13 protein-coding genes are annotated in these 17901 nt (G+C 64.4%); 1 reads left to right on the top strand and 12 read right to left on the bottom strand.

Going from position 1 to position 17901, the window contains the following annotated elements; translation table 11 throughout:
* Positions 1–16: 16 nt before the first annotated feature.
* The 10 genes from VZ068_RS01065 to VZ068_RS01020 form a co-directional block, all read right to left on the bottom strand.
* A complete protein-coding gene (locus tag VZ068_RS01065) occupies positions 17–406 on the bottom strand; it encodes a hypothetical protein (protein ID WP_349656623.1) in 390 nt (129 codons plus the stop codon).
* 111 nt (positions 407–517) lie between these two features.
* The gene (locus VZ068_RS01060) at positions 518–964 is read right to left on the bottom strand and encodes a hypothetical protein (protein ID WP_349656622.1); all 447 of its coding nucleotides are present in this window, start codon (positions 962–964) and stop codon (positions 518–520) included.
* Positions 965–1069: 105 nt separating this feature from the next.
* On the bottom strand, positions 1070–1270 hold the full coding sequence (locus tag VZ068_RS01055; RefSeq protein WP_349656621.1) for a KTSC domain-containing protein: 201 nt from the start codon (positions 1268–1270) through the stop codon (positions 1070–1072).
* Positions 1271–1323: 53 nt separating this feature from the next.
* Positions 1324–1707 carry a hypothetical protein gene (locus VZ068_RS01050; protein WP_349656620.1) on the bottom strand — a complete coding sequence of 128 codons (384 nt, stop codon included), beginning with the start codon at positions 1705–1707 and terminating at the stop codon, positions 1324–1326.
* 60 nt (positions 1708–1767) lie between these two features.
* On the bottom strand, positions 1768–1977 hold the full coding sequence (locus VZ068_RS01045; protein ID WP_349657622.1) for a hypothetical protein: 210 nt from the start codon (positions 1975–1977) through the stop codon (positions 1768–1770).
* A 187-nt stretch (positions 1978–2164) separates the two neighbouring features.
* Positions 2165–6028 carry a LamG-like jellyroll fold domain-containing protein gene (locus VZ068_RS01040; RefSeq protein ID WP_349656619.1) on the bottom strand — a complete coding sequence of 1288 codons (3864 nt, stop codon included), beginning with the start codon at positions 6026–6028 and terminating at the stop codon, positions 2165–2167.
* A gap of 220 nt (positions 6029–6248) precedes the next feature.
* Positions 6249–7277 (bottom strand): pectate lyase, encoded by a 1029-nt coding sequence (gene pelA, locus VZ068_RS01035; RefSeq protein ID WP_349656618.1) that lies wholly within the window; start codon positions 7275–7277, stop codon positions 6249–6251.
* Positions 7277–8254, bottom strand: a complete 978-nt coding sequence (locus tag VZ068_RS01030; protein ID WP_349656617.1) for a pectinesterase family protein — start codon at positions 8252–8254, stop codon at positions 7277–7279. Before VZ068_RS01030 ends, pelA begins: the two co-directional genes overlap by 1 nt.
* Before the next feature lie 13 nt (positions 8255–8267).
* Positions 8268–11468: a TonB-dependent receptor gene (locus tag VZ068_RS01025; RefSeq protein WP_349656616.1), complete on the bottom strand. Its 3201-nt coding sequence runs from the start codon at positions 11466–11468 to the stop codon at positions 8268–8270.
* A gap of 241 nt (positions 11469–11709) precedes the next feature.
* Positions 11710–14490, bottom strand: a complete 2781-nt coding sequence (locus VZ068_RS01020) for a TonB-dependent receptor (protein WP_349656615.1) — start codon at positions 14488–14490, stop codon at positions 11710–11712.
* 284 nt (positions 14491–14774) lie between these two features.
* Here VZ068_RS01020 and VZ068_RS01015 point away from each other — a divergent pair, with 284 nt between their 5' ends.
* Entirely contained in the window at positions 14775–15797 is a 1023-nt protein-coding gene (locus VZ068_RS01015) for a sugar kinase (RefSeq protein ID WP_349656614.1), read from the top strand.
* 178 nt (positions 15798–15975) lie between these two features.
* Here VZ068_RS01015 and VZ068_RS01010 read toward each other — a convergent pair whose 3' ends face one another.
* Both VZ068_RS01010 and fabV read right to left on the bottom strand, forming a co-directional pair.
* The gene (locus VZ068_RS01010; protein WP_349656613.1) at positions 15976–16263 is read right to left on the bottom strand and encodes a hypothetical protein; all 288 of its coding nucleotides are present in this window, start codon (positions 16261–16263) and stop codon (positions 15976–15978) included.
* A gap of 166 nt (positions 16264–16429) precedes the next feature.
* Positions 16430–17638 (bottom strand): enoyl-ACP reductase FabV, encoded by a 1209-nt coding sequence (gene fabV, locus VZ068_RS01005; RefSeq protein ID WP_259159282.1) that lies wholly within the window; start codon positions 17636–17638, stop codon positions 16430–16432.
* Positions 17639–17901: the final 263 nt, after the last annotated feature.

Genomic DNA, 17901 nt, shown 5'->3' with positions numbered 1-17901 from the left:
CAAGTAGACTGGAAGCTCAAGCACCTGGGTGCTTTTTCTCTAAATCTTGCAACTTGTACTTAATCTCAGATTTGGCATTTGACACCGCGGACGTCCAAGTCTTGATCACGCGTGAATAATTGATTGCTGGCTTCAAGGCTTGTGCGGCATGCCTCACCGCGTATTCGAAGAAGAAACGCTCCGCATCGCTCATGCTGCGCTTCACGCCGCTAATGGTCCCGTGCGCGGAATCACGTTTAAGTTGTCTCTTAAGTTCTGCGTAGCCATTGATGCAGAGATGGTCCTCTTGCCGCGTCCGCTTCTGACGTCTCAGGAGCGACAACAGTTCGGCGCATGCCTCGTCGTAGCGACGGAGCTCAGTGGCGACGTCTAGGATGCTGGGATCATTGCTCGGCAGAGAGTTCATTTGGTGTATTCGAAGAGGTTCGCGGGCAATTACCATAATTGTGCTGTGCGGCCTAACACCTGATTTAAACCGCGCCGCGAAGTGGTGTCGGCTTGGACGAAGTGTTAGACCTCAGTCCTCGCCGCGTCCGGGCGGCCGCCCGAGGGCCTGCCGAAGCTTCGCGATCCCTTCTCCAAGCGGAGGCAACTTCACTTTCAAAGGGCCAGCTTTGAGCTCACCACCGGAGATGATTACCGCCACCGCCAAGGCGACAAACACTCCGGAGAAGATAATTGTGAGTGGATTCTCACGTCGGATGTCCACGATCTTAAGGTTGCCTTCCCCTAAATCGATCCGAGCAAAATGGGCTATCTGCTTCCAGTCCGATCCATTTACATTGCTTCTCAGCCAATCGGTATTCTCATATTCAAATTGAGGCGTCATAACTGAGCCGGGAGCGTGCAAAATAGCAGCTGCATATGCAGCGCGGAAATTGTAGAAAAATTCATTGAGCAGCCTTACATCTATGCCGCCGCCATCCGTCTCAATAATGACCTCGAAGCGCTCCTCGTTTTTCACTCTAACTCCTACACATTTGTGATTAAGGCCAAAACCTGAGTTAAGCCATGCCGCGAAGTGGCTTCGGCTTGAATGAATTGCTAGGACACACCCAAAGCCCAGCAGTTAGCACTGATAGCGGTCACGGATGTGATCGTTGTAGTAACGGCCTTTTGACCCCGCATTGCGAAACGCCTGAAATACGTGCGAGGGCACATCGCAGAAGTCGTATGTGTGGCCCTGCACGAATTGAATTTTCATACGCATGCTAGCCGGGTCGTAGCCAATAGCGCTGATGGCTGACGAGGTGACGCGAATCATATCCATCGATTTTCCTAGCGCTTGAATTGAGTGGCACCACGTCGCGGCTGCTGTTCGAATCAACTGTCAGTACTAAGCTTCGTCATCTTGCGATGGCGAGCCAGCAGCATGCGGAGTATTAGGAGTGCAGGAAATGCAAGGACAGCGACTCGCAGCTGAAGCGTCGGCGTGACGCCTTCTTTCGGCCAGAAGGAAAGCCAGATCGCCAATGCCGCGAGACAAGACAATGTCAGCATCAGCAATCGCTTGGCGACGCGTAAGGAAAACGGCATTGCCAGCGCGGGAGCGGCCATCACCAGAAATCCAATGCCGCTGATCAATGTGCCCGTCTGTCCTTCACGTACCTGGCCTGCTGCAACCAGCGCCACTAGCAGGGCGCCTGTCGCCGCGAGCATGACGCCGGCGAGGCCGGCGAGCAGCTTCAGGAGTTTTTGATAGCGCATTCTTCGCGTCCTAGTTCTTGCATTACGCAGCACTTCCGAGTGGCGTTGGCTTGAGGCCTGCTAGGACTTGTGACGCCGATAGTGGTTGTTGGTACTTGTGCTGCGGTAGCTGCCACCTTTGTGCGAGGCGCCGTGGCCTGCGCTGTAGTGGCCGCCGTGACTGGTGGTGTGGTGCGTGCCGGCGGCCCTGACGCGCGCTTGCGCGGATGCGGTAAACAAACCGATTGCGACCACACTCAGTGCCACGATGCTCCATGCCTTGCTCAACATTGTTTCTTCCCCCTGAAGAAATGTGTGGCTTTGCGGCTGCATTACATACTGCGTTACTTGATCCTCGCCGAGTTTTTGGGTTGCGTCAATGCGCTTGCGCGGTTGATTGCTGGGTTTATCGGGTTTGCCCTCATCCGCCCTTCGGGCACCTTCTCCCGCGTGCGGGAGAAGGGATTGGTGTGTTGGGTTATTGGCTGTTTTTTGCGGTTGCCGGCTTGGCTGGGGTGGGTAGAGCTAGATTATTGTTGAGGTCGGTAATCTCTGGGGTGTTGCTTTCGGTCACCACACGCAATTGCGCGGTTTTTAGATTTGCCGCGTTGGTTAGTGGCAGGCGTACCTGCGTGGTGATTGGCTGCAGATCGCGTGGTGCCGCGAGTGCCGGAAACGCGCCCCGCGCCAACTCCTTCCCACGCGCATCCTCCAGCACCACAAACCCGGCCGGTGCGTCGGCATGACCGAGGCTATGCACGGTCACCTCGATGGCGTCCGCGGTCACGCGCACATCGCCGTGGCCAATGCCCAGGTCCGGGCGTAGTTCGACAGGGGTGGTGGCTGCAATGCGTTCGAGCTGCAGGACGGTGGTGCGGCCTGCGGGGAAGTCGATGTCGATGGAAGCGCTTTTTTCGAAAGCGGCCTCTTGTTTTTTGGTGTTGCTGTCGAGCTTGCCGTCATTGGCTTTGCTCACGCCTTGGGTGATGCGCCATTGGCCGGGGGCGACGTTCCAGCCGGTCATGCTGGCGCGCTGCGCCTTGTTGGAGGTGTTGTAGGCGATGACGGTGAAGCGGTCTTGCCGGGGTGCGGGGATGGCGATGGCGACCTGGGTTGCGGCCTCTGGGTCGGCGAAGCGCCAGCTCACGGTGTGGCCGGGATAGGTTTGGTTGCGCTTGAGGGCCACGCCGCCAAGGCGTGCGCGCTGCAGGTTGACCGTGGGGGATTCCACGCGGTCGCTCCACCAGTGGCCTTCGGTGTTCATGTAGAAGTTCTGCAGTTTCTCTCTTGCCTCGCTGCGGTAAATGGCGGCGAGATACTCGAGGTTGCCGGTTTGCTCCCAGGCCACGTGGTGCGGGAAGTCCGGGGCGCTGCCGTCGTCCTTGTTGGCGGCGTCGATGAGCTTGCCGCTCCAGTCGCTGCGCTTGCCCATGACGTCGAGGAAGTTTTCGTTGAGCAGGGAGAGGCCGTTGGGGCCGCTGTTGGCGACGCGGTAGTCGATGGGCTTGAGATAGCGCTGCTCGCCGGTGAAGCGGTAGGCGGCCCAGAAGGTGTGCAAGGTGTCGGCGCCGCCGCTGCCTTCGAACAGTTCGCCGCCGCGGGTTTTGCCGGTTTGCCAGTTGATCTCGTTGGGCAGCGCCCAGTTGCCCTTGGCGTTGGTGTAGGCATGGGCGAGATAGCCGTCTGCCAGGCCGGTGACGATGCGGCGGCTGTTGGGGTCGGCGTTATAGCCGCCCAGCAGGATGGCCGGGTGCACGATGGGGAAGGAGTACGGCTTTTGCCATTGCCAGTTGGGCTCGCGGTAGACCTTGCGGCCGCCGAACCAGTTGCTGGCAAACAGCAGGTGGCCTTGCGGGTTGACCTGGATGATGGTGTCGAAGGCTTTCACCGTTTGCATCAGGCGCTCGACGGTGCGCGGGTCGCCCCAGTTGAGGTACAGCAGGGCGCTGTTGAGGTTGATGCCCTCCTCATACGAGTGCAGCTCGTCGGTTTCGATGGTGGACAGGCCGTTGGTGAACATGCCGTTGCGGTAGTTGGCCTCGGACAGCGCCAGCATGGAGGCGTTGAGCATGTCCGGGTCCACGCCCATCAGCGCGACGCCGGGCCATTGCTGCACCAGGTCCGAGTCGTCGGAGATGCCGCCGCCGAAATCGCCGTAGGCCACCTGGCGCTGCTCGATCCACCAGCGGATGTAGCGGCGGGTGGCGCTGAGGTCTTGCAGCTGCCAGAACGCCCAGGCGGGCACGCCCTTGGGCACGGTGGGCAGGTCCACGGGCAACGTGCCCTGGTTGGCGTAGCTGATGTCGTTCCAGTACTGGCGGCCGAGGGCGTGGTCCGGGTCGACGCGCAGCAGGTCGGTGATGTCGGCATCCAGCCGCTTGTAGAGCAGCTGGCGCTTGGAGGTGGTGTGCTCTTCCACCAGAAAGCCCCAGTTGTCCTTGACCTGGTTGAAGCGGTCGGCCACGTGCTCTTTGATGGCCTCATTGCGCGGCTTGAACACCAGTTGCAGCTGGGTGCCGTCGAGCGCGTTGGCATCGAAGCCGGGCGCGGCGGCGGCGATGCTGAGCATCAGGCTGTCGTTGCTGAGGATTCTGTCGCGCAGGTCCAGCCATAGCGTGCGGGCCTGCCCGGGGGCGACGGCGACCGAAACGTCGATCATGTCGCGCGCGGGCCAGATGGGGTCCTTGATGCGGATGTTGAGCGGGATGCTGCCGTTGTGGGTGGCCGGCAGGTTGAGCGCAGGCAAAGTGATGGCGATGCCGTCCAGGCCGTCGTGCATGTTCTCCCAGCCGTAGGACCAGCTGCGCATCAGCGCCTGGTCCGGCGGCGGGTTGCCCAGGCTGGACGGCACCAGGATGTGCACGATGGGCTGCTGCGCGCTTGCTGCGGCCTTGTCGCTGGGGCGCTTGCGCGCCGGCGCCTTGGTGGGCAGGGCGACCACGGTCTGGCGCTCGCCCGGCGGGTAGCGGCCGGCGATGACATCGCGCAGGGGGGCGAGGTTGTCGTAGTCGGGCTGGATGTCGCTGCGCACGGTGTAGCTGAGTTGCGCGCTGCCTTTGGGCACCTCGCCGGGCTGCACGTTGTAGGCCCAGATTTCCTGGATGGGGGTTTCCTGCGCGGTGTTGGCAAAGCGCAGCGTGCCGCCGCGGCGCTCGGGGAACTGGTCCACGCTGCGCACTACGCCTTGCTTGCGGTCGAACAGCGGCTGTGCCTGCGCGGTGGTGGCATCGCCGGCAGCGGGCGCGGTGTAGCTGGCCTGGCCATAGGCGGCGCCGCGCAGCTCGATGCGGTTGACCGGCTCGTCCGGCAGGGTGAGGTCCAGCGCCTTGCCGCCTTCGACGTAGGTGTTCCAGTCCGGCAGCTGGAAGTAGTCGTTACGCCCCGGCAGGCGCGAGCGGTTGTAGACGCCGGGCCAGGTGGTCTCGGCAATGCCGTCGGTGGCCTTCCACATCCATTGCTTGAGGTCGCGTGCGTCGGTGAATTCCACCTTGCGGATGCGGGTGACCGGTGCGGTGAGTGCGGGCGGTGCGTGGCCGTTGTCCCAGCCGTAGCGGTGCAGGAAGGCGGCGTGTTGCGCGTCGCCGCTGGGTGCTTCAGCGGTGGTGGGCTCCTGCAGGCGGGCGAGTGCGGCGGCGCCGCTGGCGTCGAGCATGCGGTCGTAGATGCGGATCTCGTCGAAGTCGCTGCCGCGCAGGAAGTTGTAGCGGCTCTGCACCTGGTGCGGCGACATCACGCGGCCGGCCAGGCCGAACTGGTCCAGCGCGGCGTCGAAGTCGAGCGCGCCGCCGTTGGTGCAGGGCGCACCGCAGTCCACGCGGGCGGCTTCCTTGCCATCGACATACAGGCGCACGCCGCGGGTTTCGTCCCAGGCGAAGGCAATGTGGGTCCACGCGCTGGCAGTGGGGTTCTTGTCGAGCTTGAACGAGACACGGGTGCGCGCGAGGTTGGCGTCGGTGACGAAGGCATCGAAGCCGTGGCCGTTCCAGTCGATGCGCAGCCAGGCCATGTCCCAGCTGGTGTGGTCGGCGTAGCCGACGCGGAAGATCACGAATGGCGCCTCGCCCACCGGGTAGCGCGAACGCCAGAAGAAGCCCAGCGTGCCGCGCTGGGTGTAGAGGTTGCCGGGCGCATTCCACGACAGCACGCCGTCGTCGGCCCATTCGATGGCGTTGCCGCGCTTGCCGGTGGGCACCAGGGCGATCTTGTCGCGGAAGTTGGGCACGCCGTCGCCGCGGGCGACATCGGCCTGCAGGTCGCGGTCGGCCGAGACCCGGAACAGCAACTCCGGTGCCGTGGGGGTGGCCGCACTTGCCGGCAGCGCGATCAGACACAACAAACCCATCCAAACCTTCAGCACACGCACCTCGTCTGGTTCAAAACCATTCTTCAAAACCACTGCCGCACCGCACAGGCGGCAGCCACTGCAACCTGCCACCGCAACGCAGCACGCGGCGCACGCTTGGCGGCGGGCACGCGGGCCGGCACGTACGAGCGTACATGCCGTGCCTGCGTGCTGCGCGCGCCAGCATGCGCCGCGTGCGGTGGTGCGATGGCTGCGTCCACTACAGCCCGTTTGCGGCCTTCCACTTGGGAATGTCGTCCTTCAACAACTTGTCCGGCCAGGTGCCGTGCCAGGCATAACCCACGCGGCGCTCGTTGGGCACCTGCATGTAGTCGGTCAGGGCCTTGCCGTCGCGGTTGGCATACAAGGGGCGTTGATTCTGCAGGTCGTAGAAGCGTGCCCACAGCGAGGCGCCCGGTTGCGCGACGAGGATCACGTCCTTGCCGGTTTCCTGGGTGGGGTCGTCGATCTTCTTGGTGGCCAGGTCGCGCATGCGGTGGGTGTCGAACCAGACACCGGCCGCCTGCACGGCGGTCTTGATCTTGGCCGACGGGTTGGGCTGGCGCATCAGGAAGCGCACGATGCTGACCGACTCGCTGGAGGCCAGCGACGCGAGCTCGTACGCGCGCGCCTTGGCCGGCTTGAGCGTGACCTCGTCGTATTGCGCGCCCCAGATGGTGAGCGTGCCGCCGATCTTGACCTGGGTGGCGAGCACGCATTCCAGCCCCTTGGCCACCGCCTGGGTGGACTTGGCGCCGTGGCTGCCACGCAGCTGCGCGCCGGCGTCGCCCTTGCCCTCGCCGATGTCCTGCAGCAGGTTGAGCACGCGCACCATGGCGTCGTCGTTGTAGGTGATCTGGTGGTGGTAGGACGACAGGTCCGGGTAGAACTGCGGCCAGCCGCCGTTGGCGTACTGCGCCTTGAGCAGGTAGTCCACGCCGCGGCGGGCGGCGGCGATGTACTTGGGATTCTTCTCGTTCTTGAAGGCGGTGGACAGGTACGTGATTTCGTACGTGGTGGCCTTGTTGTCGATGGTGGCGTCGTCCTTGCGCCCGGGTTGCTGCAGCTCGGCGATTTCCGCAGCGGTGAAGGTGCGGGTGTAGTCGACGGCCACGCCCTTGTACTGCTTGGACCAGCCGCCGGAGGCGGTCTGCAGCAGCAGCATGTTGTCGGCAATGTGGTCGGCCATGGCCGAGAGCGGTGCCAGCAGCAAGGCGCCGGTGAACGCCAAGGTAGAGAACTTGATCATCAGAACGGCCTCCAGGTGCCGAGGATGGTGTTGCGATCCAATGCAGCGGCTTGCGCGGCACTGAGCTGACGCGACCACTTCACGCGGCGCGACGGGTTGGCACCGGCGCCGCTGCTCTGGTATTCGCTGTAGCGGGCGGTGGCCTCGTTGGCGGTGTTGCCCCAGTTGTTCCAGCCTTCCGGCGGCACATGCGCGCCGAGCTGGCTGCTGATGAAACTCACGCTGGCGTACGGGCGCCACGGCCGGCCCAGGAACACGCGCGACACGCCGCTGGCAGCGGTGACGCGCGCATTGCGGAACACGAAACCGCGCGCGCTTTCCTGCGGGGTAGAGGCGGCAGTGAGATAGCCATCGCCCAGCGAGTGCAGTTGCACGTTCTCGAACAAGGCGGTGCCGGCGCCGAACACGAAGTCGACGGTGCCTTCGACATAGCAGTCGAGGAAGTACGAGAGCTTGGCGCCACGCAAATACAGCGTGTCCTGGTAACCGAGAAAACGCACATTGCGGAACGCGGCGCGATCGCCATCCACGCGCACCGCCACTGCCTGCCCGACCGGGCCTGCGTGATTGCCGAAGGCGAGTTTTTCTGCAGTGAAGTCGTTGCCGGCGATGATGACGCTGGACGAGCCGGAGGTGCCGTATTCGGTGCCGGTGGCCGGATTGATGCGCGAGGCGTAGTTGTCGTAGGTGATGATGGTCTGGGTGGGGCCGGCGCCGGTGAGCCTGAGCGCCGGGGCGTTGGACGGCACCACGATCAGTTCCTGATAGGTGCCTGCGCCGATGTTGATCTGCGCGCGTTTGCCGCCCTGCACGGCGGCGTCGATGGCGGCCTGCACGGTGCGGTAGCCGGCGCTGCCCTGCTTGGCCACGGTGTAGACCGGGTCGGCTGCGATGGCGGCGGTACTGCCGAGCGACAGCCCGGCCAGCAGGGCGGTGGCGGCGAGCGTGCGTAACACGATCCTGCGATGCGGTTGCATTGCTGTTCTCCTGTCAGAACTTGTAGCGCGCGCCGATGTAGTACTGGCGCCCGGTGACGGTGTACTTGTCGGGCAGTTCCAGCGTGGAATCGACGTAGCGGCGGTCGGGGGTGTCGAGCAGGTTGATGGCCTCGAACGTCAGCGACAGCTGGTCGTTGAGCTTGTAGGACATGTTGAAATCGACGTTTTCCACGCTGTATTTGCCGGTGACATCGGCGGTGACCAGACGCCGGCCATCCAGGTCGTAGACGTCTTCCTGGGCCAGGATGTTGTTGATGTAGCCATCGCGATAACTGGTGGACACGCGCGCACTGAAGCGGCCGTCGTCGTAGTAGACGGTGGCGTTGTAGGACTGCGGCGAGAGGTTGAGTAGGTCGCGCTCGGTGGCGGTGGTGGTGATGCTGGTATTGCTGTTGCCTGCGGTACTGAACAGGTAATTGATCTTGGAATCGACCTGGGTGTAGTTGAGCTGGATGCCGAAGTTGCGCCAGAAGCCGGGCAAGAAGTCGAAGGCCTGCTGGTAGGTCAGCTCGAAGCCCTTGAGCGGGCCGCCGGGCGTGTTGAAGTAGCTCTGCACGTTGAAGATGGTGTCTGGCGTGAAGCCTGCGGGCAGCAGGTCCAGCGAGTAGCCCATCGCTTCCCAGGTGCTGAGCACGCGGGTGCGCTGCACGTAGCTGTCGATGTCCTTGTAGAACACCGCCGCCGACAGCAGCGAGCCTTCGCGGAAGTACCACTCGGCGCTGAGGTCGTAGTTGGTGGAGCGGAACGGGTCGAGCTTGGGGTTGCCCAGGTTGATCGAGAAGAAGCGCCCATCGTCGAAATACTGCGTAGGGCCGCCGCTGACGCTGGGCGACAGATACGCCAGCGTGGGGCGCGCCATGGTCTTGGCCGCACCGAAGCGCAGCACCACTTCGTCGCTGACATCCCACGACAGATTCAACGAGGGCAGGATGTCGCGGTAGTTGTGGTTGACGGTGGTGGGCACCAGCAGGCGCTCGCCGGCCGCGGCGGTGGCGCTGGCCACGCCGAAGAACGATTCGCAGTTGGGCGAGATGGCGCCGGCCGCGGTGGCCGTGCACGGGGCATAGCCACTGGCGGCGATCTGCGTCTGCACATAGCGCACGCCCAGGTTGCCGCGCAACGCGCGCCCCCACAGGTCGGTGTTGAAGTCCAGCTGCAGGTAGGTGCCCAGGCTCTTTTCGTTGACGGCGAAATTGTTGTTGGACGAGCCGAAGTGGCCGACGTCGGCCAGGCGGTAGTCGCCACCGGGTACGCCGGTGTCGCAATCGCAATTGATGTTGAGCAGGTCGGCGACCTTCTGGAAATCCGGAATCACCCAGTTGGTGGGGAAGCTGCCGTTCAAGCTGCGGCCGAAGCCGTCCAGGTTGGTGCTCAGATCGCCCACGCCCACGCCGGCCGGCAGTGCCTGCGCCAGACGCCCGTAGGAGATGTTGCGCGACTCCGACGTGTCCATGTCGTAGTTCTTGTAGGCCAGCCCGGTGCGGAAGGTGAAGGTGGGGCTGATGTTGAATTCCAGATCCACCTTGGCGGTGTCGAAGGTGTTGCCCACCGACTGCGGGTTGAGCCGCACCTCGCTGATGTTGGTGCCGCGCGCGGTGCCGTTGCTGTTGACCGGCACTGCGCCATAGCCCAGCCACTGCCAGTTGTTGGGGTTACCCGCATCGAAGGGGAAGCTCATGCTCGGGTAATCGCCACCATTGCGGCGGTCGAGCACGAAGCCATCGAGATTGGTGTTGTCGAAACTCACCATCGAGAACTCGGGGCGTTCATAGTCCGAGGTCGAGTGGCCGACCAATGCATTCACGCGCACCTGGTCGTTGAAGCGGTGCTGCAGGTCCAGGCTGAACTGCTTGAACTCGGTGGATTCTTCGATGTTGCTGGACTCGGTGCGGAAGTCGACGTTGTCGAACACGCCATAAGTGAGGCGGTTCTGGTCGTCCACCTGCGCTTCGCGCACGGCGATCTGGGTCTTGCCGCCGAAGTTGGCGGTGCGGTGCAGGTTGGCGCCGACCGAGTCTTCGCGCTGATCCTTGTCCAGCTTGGAATACAGCATGTCGAAGTTCAGCAAGGTGTCGTCGCTGACCTTGAATTGCAGCGCGCCGGTGACGCCGAGGCGCTTGATCTCGTGGTCGGTGCGGATGTAGCGCGGGTAGCGCGGAATCCAGGCGTTGGTAGCGGTCTCGTAGGCCTGGATGTTCTCCGGCGTGTTGGCCGGGCGCGGGATGCCGGTGCCGCAGTTGGCGGCGCTGATGCCGTAACTGCCCCAGCCGTTGTTGCGGTCCTGGTTGGCCTGCGAGCCGACCCCGGCAGGGGTTTCGTTGGCCAGCGGGTTGCGCGGGGTCTGCGGGTTGTAGCCCACCGGCGAACAGAAACCGTAGGTGCCGTTGTTGGTAGCGGTGCTCTGGTTGGAGTTGCGGTAGTTGCCGTGCTCCCAGCGCACCGGGTTGTAGCCTTCCTCGCGCAGATGCCGCTCGCTGTAGGACACCGACATCAGCGCGCCGACGCGGCCATCGGCCCAGATATTGCTGATCAGGCCGGAAAAGCGCGGGTCCTTTTCGCGCGAGAGATCGTTGTAGCCGTATTGCGTGGACGCGGCCGCTTCGAAGCCGTCGAAGTCGAACGGGCGCGAGCCGCGCAGGTCGACCGTGGCGCCCAATGAGCCTTCATCCATCTGCGCCGACTGGGTCTTGCTGATGGTGACGCGGCTGAAGAGCTCGGAAGCAAACGTATTGAAGTCGAAACCGCGGCTGCGGTTGACGCCATCGCTGCCGCTGCCGGCGGTGGCCAGTGCTTCCAGCCCGTTGATGCGCACGCGGGTGAAGTCCGAGCCCAGGCCGCGCACGGAGATCTGCTTGCCCTCGCCGCCTTCGCGGTCGATAGAGACGCCGGCGATGCGCTGCATCGATTCGGCCAGGTTCAGATCGGGAAACTTGCCGATGTCTTCGGCGTAGATCGCATCCACCTGCTCCACGCTGTAGCGCTTGGCGTCGAGCGATTGCTGCAGGCTTTCGCGGTAGGTGGCCTTGACCTGCACGCGGTCCAGGTCCACCGCATCGGTAGGCGTGGTGGGCGGGCCGACGGTTTGCGCGACGGCCGTGGCCGCGTGCAGCGCCAGGACGATGGCCACCGACAGACGCGCGGTGGGCAGGCGAGCGGCCGCCAGTGAGGCGGAACGACGCGAACGGACTTGCATGATGCACTCACTCCAATGGCGCGGCTGCAAAGACGCGTGCAGCCTCCCCACGGGCCACGGGCGTCGACTCGTCACATCACCGGCCACCGTGCGGCGCGACCTTGTGTGGCGCGATGCGGTGTCTCCGGCTTGAATCACGCCCACCGCGTTGCATGCGCGCACGGAACTCCGGCGCAGGCGGCAATGCGATCAGGCGTTGGAATAGGGCCCGCTGCGCAGGTGCGCAGCGGGCGGGCAACACTTAGAACTTGTAGCGGGCACCCAGCAGGAACTGGCGGCCGGTTTCGCCGTATTGCAGCGGCAACTGGCCGGTGCGCGGCGAGGACACCCACTCGTCGGAGGCTTCGTTGGTGAGGTTGATGCCTTCCAGGCTCAGCTCCAGCTGCTTGCTGATCTTGTAGCGCAGCGAGGCGTCGATCATGGTGGTGCCGGTCATGCCGTGCACGCCATCGACGTTGAAGCCGGCTTCCGAACCCGGCGCCTGGGTCAGGTAGTCGTCGCGGTTGGTGGCCGACACGCGCCCTGCGAAGGAGTCGCCCTCGTAGAACAGCGTGGCATTCCACGACGAGCGCGACAGCCCGAGCAGATCGTTCTTCATCACCGGTGCGCCGCTGCTGGCCAAGTACTGGATCTGCGAATCGACCCAGGTGTAGTTGAGCTGCACGCCCAGGTTGGCCCACTTGCCCGGCAGGAAGGTGAAGGGCTGGGTGTAGTTGGCTTCCACGCCCTTCAATTCGCCACCCGGGGTATTGAGCGGGATGCTGAAGGCGAAATCGTCGTTGACGGTGGCACCGGTACCGGCCAGCAGTTCGGCCGGCAGGCCGCTGCTGGAGTACGGACGCACTTCGCGCGCGGTCTGGATGAAGCTTTCGATGTCCTTGTAGAACACGCCGACGCCGAGCATGGCGCCTTCGTTGAAGTACCACTCCAGGCCGAGGTCGACGTTGGTGGCTTCGATCGGGTCCAGATCCGGGTTGCCGCCGGCCACGGTGCGCGACCCGCCGGCCACGGCCACGGTGACGCCGGGGGTGAGGCTGCCCAGGCCGGGGCGGCTCATGACCTTGGCCGCACCCAGGCGCAGCAGCAGGTCGGGCATCAGCTCGGCGACCAGGTTGAACGAGGGCAGCGTGTTGTCGTACTTGCGGCTGACGGTGGTCAGCGCCGGTGCGTTGTTGATCAACGCATACCCGGTGGACTCCTGCTCGGTTTCCACATAGCGCACGCCGAAGTTACCCGACAGCGGGATGGAACCCAGGTCGGTGGAGAACTCGCCCATCAACCACACGCCGCGGTCCTTTTCTTCGACGCTGCGGCTGTTGTTGACGCGCGGGGCCACGGCGAAGGTGCCGCTGTTGCTGTAGATGCCGAACTGGTCGGCCACCGCATCCAGGTTGGGCACCACCCACGCGCTGGGGCTGCCGTTGATGCCCTTGAGCCCGGCCTGCTGGGTCAGGTCTGCCGGCACGATGGTGCTGCCGTTGGCGAAGTTGGGAACCGCCAGCTCGTTGGCGCGGCGCAGTTCGACGGTGCTGAAGGTGTAGTTCTTGGCCAGCACGCCGCCCTTGAGGCGGAAACCGGGGCTGACGTTCCAGTTGAAGTCGATCTGGCCGGTGTCGAAGTCGTTGTCCACCGACTGCGGGCGCAGGCGGATTTCGGCCAGTTCCCAACCATTGGGATCGGTCGGGTTGATGCCGTAGTTCAGCACCGGCGCGCGGTTGTTGCCGCGGTAGTCGTAGCTGTACCCGTCGACGTCGTACTTGTCCATGATGATGGTGGTCTGGATCGGGTTCTCGTGCGCCGAGCGCGAGGTACCGACCCGGGCATTGACGCTGAAGGCATCGTTGAAGCGATGCTCCATGTCGAAGCTGATCTGCTTGAACTCGGTGTTCCACTCGTCGTGGCGGTTTTCGGTACGGATGTCGACATTGTCGAACTCGCCGTAGACCAGCGCGTTGTTGCGGATCTCGCCGTTGCGCACGATGGTGGCGGGCTTGCCGTCACGCACCGCACGGCGCGGGGTGAGCCCGTCGCGGTTGCGGCTGAAGGAGATCGCTTCGATGTAGTGCTCGTCGCGCTTGGCATCGATCTTGGAATACAGCATGTCCAGCGACAGCGTGGTGCGGTCGGACGGCTTCCACTGCAGCGAGCCGGTGACGCCCAGGCGCTGCTGGTCGTGGATCTGCTGGGTGTAGCGCGGGAAACGCGGGTGGTACACGTCGGCCGAGCGCGCGGCGGCGAACGGCGAGGCGGCACTGAAGCCGCCGTTGCTGGGGCCATTGGCCCAGCGGCCGGTGTTGGAACCTTCTTCCAGCACTTCGCGCTCGGTGTAGGCCACCGACAGCAACGCGCCGAAGGTGTTGTCGGCCCAGGTGTTGGCGATCAGGCCGGCCACGCGCGGGTTGGCCTTCTCGGCCATCGCGTTGTAGGCGGCCTGGCCGCTGGCGGCGAAGGTGAAGCCGTTGTAGTCGAACGGACGTGCGGTGCGCAGGTCGACGGTGGCGCCGAGCGAGCCTTCTTCCACATCGGCCGAGGCGGTCTTGCGCGCGATCAGCTGCGAGAACAGGTCCGAGGCGAACACGTTGAAGTCGAAGCCGCGGCCGCGGTTGGTGCCGCCGCTCTGGTCGCCGGCGCCGACGGTGGTGAGCGCTTCCATGCCGTTGATGCGTACACGGGTGAACTCCGGGCCCAGGCCACGCACCGAGATGGCGCGGCCTTCGCCGGCCTCACGGGTGATCACCACGCCGGGGATGCGCTGCAGCGATTCGGCGAGGTTGAGGTCGGGGAACTTGCCGATGTCCTCGGCGACAATGGCATCGACCACGCCGGCTTCGCCGCGCTTGATGTCCAGGGCCTTTTCCACCGAGGCGCGGTAACCGGTCACCGTGACGGTGTCCAGGTCCACGGCAGGCTCGGCAGGTGATTGGGCGGCCTCTTGTGCGGCGACATGGCCGCTCAGCGCCAGGCCGATCGACAATGCCAGCAAGGTAACCGGTGTCTTCCGGTTGGTGGTCCGAAATTGCATGTCCTCCCCTCCCAAGGGTCCATGAACAACATGAATGTCTGGTTGTGAGCGGTAATGACACCGCTGGTCAAAACGACGTTACCAGCTGAATCGTCGTTCAACATCTTGCAGCGCAGCAGAAAACGTCACCAAATCTGCCCCAAAGGGGTGCAAGCGGTCACTCCAGGTCGCATCATGCCCCTGGCCCGCCAGGTTTTGCCGCGGCTAGAATGACACCGATGGTCATCCTGTCGCGCAGCGGGTTCCCCACACCGTGACGCACCACACAGCCGAGGTATTGCCGCATGAGTCACGCCCGCATCCTGTGTTTTGGAGAGTTGTTGTTGCGCCTGGGGGCGCCTGGTCACGAACTGCTGTTGCAGCAGCCGCGGCTGGACGTGCACTGCGGTGGAGCCGAAGCCAATGTCGGCGTATCGCTGGCGCATTTCGGCCACGACGTGGCCATGGTCAGCACGGTCGCCGACAACCCGCTGGGCGCGGCAGTGCTGGGCGAGCTGCGCCGGCACGCCGTGGACACGCGGCATGTGCGGCGGGTGGATGGCCGCATGGGCCTGTACTTCCTGACCACCGGGGCGATCCATCGGCCCAGCGAGGTGGTCTACGACCGCGCCGATTCGGCGTTTGCGCTGGCGCCTGCCGATGCCTACGACTGGCCGGCCCTGCTCGAGGGCGCGCAATGGCTGCACCTGTCCGGGGTGAGCCCGGCGCTGGGCGCCGATGTCGCGCAGGCCACGCTGGCGGCGGCGCGCGCCGCGCGTGCGGCCGGGGTCAAGGTGTCGTTCGACGGCAACTACCGGCCCAAGCTCTGGCAACGCTGGCAGGGCGATGCGCGCGGCATCCTGCATCAGCTGTTCGACTGCGCCGATGTGGTGTTTGCCGACTACCGCGACATCGGGGTGGTACTCGGTGGCGAGTTTCCGCAGGACACGCTGGAGGCGCGCGTGGAAGCGGCCGCGCAGCAGGCGTTTGCGGCGTTCCCGCAGCTGCAGTTGATGGCCTGCACGCAGCGCGTGGCGCATAACGTGGACCACCACAGCCTGGGCGCGATGCTGGTGCCGCGCAATGGCGAGGTGGCGCGCGCGCCCAGCGAGGAACTCACGCCCATCATCGACCGCATCGGCGGTGGCGATGCCTTCGCCGCCGGCGTGCTGCACGGCCTGATCGAAGGCTGGTCGCTGGACGACACGGTGCGCTTCGGCCTGGCTGCCGGTTGCTTGAAGCATTCGATTCCGGGCGATTTCAATCCGCTGTCGGTGGCCGATGTGCAGGCCTGCGTGGGCGATGCGCGGTTCGATGTGCGGCGCTGACGCGCCGGGAATCGGGAATCGGGAATCGGGAATCGTAAGAGCTTAGGAGCGCTGGCTTTCGGCGCTCTGTCCAGGCTTGTTGCTAACGGAGCGCGGTGCGCTCAGAACTGACGCGTTGTTGCGGCCGCAGGGCGGCGGGCAGGTGCTTGCCAGGTGTTGTTCGCTGCGCTCACGCGTTTCAGGCGGGCGCACGGGTGCGGCGTTTGTTGGTCATCCATTTGAATCCTGCGCTCAGCAGCACCACACACAGCGACGCCGGGACGCTGAAGAACAGCGTGATCAGCAAGGCGTGGTGCCAGGGCGGTGCAGAGCCGTCCTGCATCACCACGGCGCAGACGACGGCCGTGGTGATCAACAGATTGGCGATCGCCTTCAATGACCAGTGCAACCTGACGAAGCGCAGCACTACGGCGCAGGCCACGCTGACCACAACGGCCAGCACCAGAAAGGCGATCAGTTTGTCCATTGGGGGCGGGGATTTGGGATTTGGGAGTGGGGATTCGTAACAGCAAGGGCAACCGGCATCGCTTGCCGATTGCCCTCGCCGCAACGCATTTGGATTCGCCGAAGATCAGCGATGCAGCCACCCACGCTCTTGCGAATCCCAAATCCCGATTCCCGAATCCCTGCTCTCAGCTCAGCTCGACGCAGTCGAAGCTCACGTCCGTCTCCACATCGGCGTCGTAATCCACGTCGTCACGCTCGAAGCCGAACAGCTTGAGGAACTCGTGCTTGTAGCCGGCGTAGTCGGTGAGCTGGAACAGGTTTTCGGTGGTGACCTGCGGCCATAGCGCCTTGCAGGCGTCCTGCACGTCGTCGCGCAGTTCCCAGTCGTCCAGGCGCAGGCGATTTTCGTCGTCCAGCTCGGCAGGCTGGCCGTCCTGGCGATACAAGCGCTCGCGGAACAGGCGGTCCAGCTGGTCGATGGTGCCTTCGTGCAGGCCCTTTTCCTTCATGATCTTGTAGACCATGGAGATGTACAGCGGCATCACCGGGATCGCGGCGCTGGCCTGGGTCACCACCGACTTGAGCACCGCCACGTTGGCGCTGCCGCCGTGCTTGCCCAGGCGCGCATTCAAGCGCTGCGCGGTGTGGTCCAGATCGACCTTGGCCTTGCCGAGCGCGCCATGCCAGTAGATCGGCCAGGTGATTTCGGTGCCGATATAGCTGAAGGCCACGCTGCGCGCGCCATCGGCAAGCACACCGGCGCCTTCCAGCGCGTCGATCCATAGCTCCCAATCCTGCCCGCCCATCACGGTGATGGTGTCGTCGATCTCCTGCTCGCTGGCCGGCTCGATCGAGGCCTGGATGATGGTGTCCTTGTTGGTGTCGATGGCGGTGGCGGTGTAGGTGTTGCCGATCGGCTTGAGTGCCGAGCGCTTCACTTCGCCGCTGCCCGGCAGCTTGCGCACCGGCGAGGCCAGCGAGTACACGACCAGATCGACCTGGCCGCCCATCTCGGTCTTGATCAGTTCGATGACCTTTTCGCGTGCGGCATCGGAAAACGCATCGCCATTGATCGACTTGCTGTACAGACCCGCGGCCTTGGCGTGCTTGTCGAACGCGGCCGAGTTGTACCAGCCGGCGGTACCGGCCTTGCTGGCGGTGCCGGGTTTTTCGAAGAACACGCCCAGCGTGTCGGCGCCGAAGCCGAACGCGGCGGTGATGCGCGAGGCCAGGCCGTAGCCGCTGGACGCGCCGATCACCAGCACCTTCTTCGGGCCGTCGTTGCGCACGCCGCGTGCGCGCGTTGCGGCGATCTGCTCGAGCACATTGCGCTCGCAGCCAAGCGGATGCGTGGTGGTGCAGATGAAACCGCGCACTTTGGGATGGATGATCAACGTGGACTCCTGGTCAGCAAGATGCTGGCGGCATCTTAATCGGTGCACCGCATGCGAAACAGCCTGATGCGCAACACACGCTGCTGTATGGAGGGCTGCGCGCCCGGCACGACAACCGGCCAGCACGTGCATCGCCGCACTTGCCGCCATTGCGCCACGCCCCATTACGCCAGCCTGCGCACAGGCGCCGCGGCGGCGAAAGCGCGAGATCGAGCGATTGCGGCCGCAACGGCTGTGCTATTTTCCGGGCCTGCCGTGCCGTG

It is taken from the genome of Xanthomonas sp. 10-10 (assembly GCF_040182365.1).
GTDB lineage: Bacteria > Pseudomonadota > Gammaproteobacteria > Xanthomonadales > Xanthomonadaceae > Xanthomonas > Xanthomonas arboricola_F.
Note: the sequence above shows the minus strand (reverse complement) of the source record. Positions and strands in the feature narration are given on the sequence as shown.